Genomic DNA, 266 nt, shown 5'->3' with positions numbered 1-266 from the left:
GTTCCGTCTGGTAAAACCGTTATAGCGGGATAGCCGTTTGCCTTTGCGGTTGCTTTTACAAGCTCTTTAGTGTGGCTATATTTACTTTCTCCCGTTTGATTTTTATCTCCGTTATTAAAATCATTGGTAGTGAGTCCAATACTATAGCCGTTTCCACTAAAATGAGAATACGCCCTTAATGCATATTTGTCGCCGCCTAATTTGATAGGTTTTCCATTATATTCATATCTACTAAAATCTATATGCTTGGCGCCTGGGTCTTCTTT

General features: G+C 38.7%; 1 protein-coding gene. It reads right to left on the bottom strand.

Translation table 11 applies throughout. The features are described 5' to 3' along the window. On the bottom strand, positions 1-266 hold a 266-nt coding region (locus EZH24_RS14660), incomplete at both ends, for a hypothetical protein (protein WP_161976223.1).

The organism is Brachyspira catarrhinii (genome assembly GCF_005518285.1).
Classification (GTDB): domain Bacteria; phylum Spirochaetota; class Brachyspiria; order Brachyspirales; family Brachyspiraceae; genus Brachyspira; species Brachyspira catarrhinii.
Note: the sequence above shows the minus strand (reverse complement) of the source record. Positions and strands in the feature narration are given on the sequence as shown.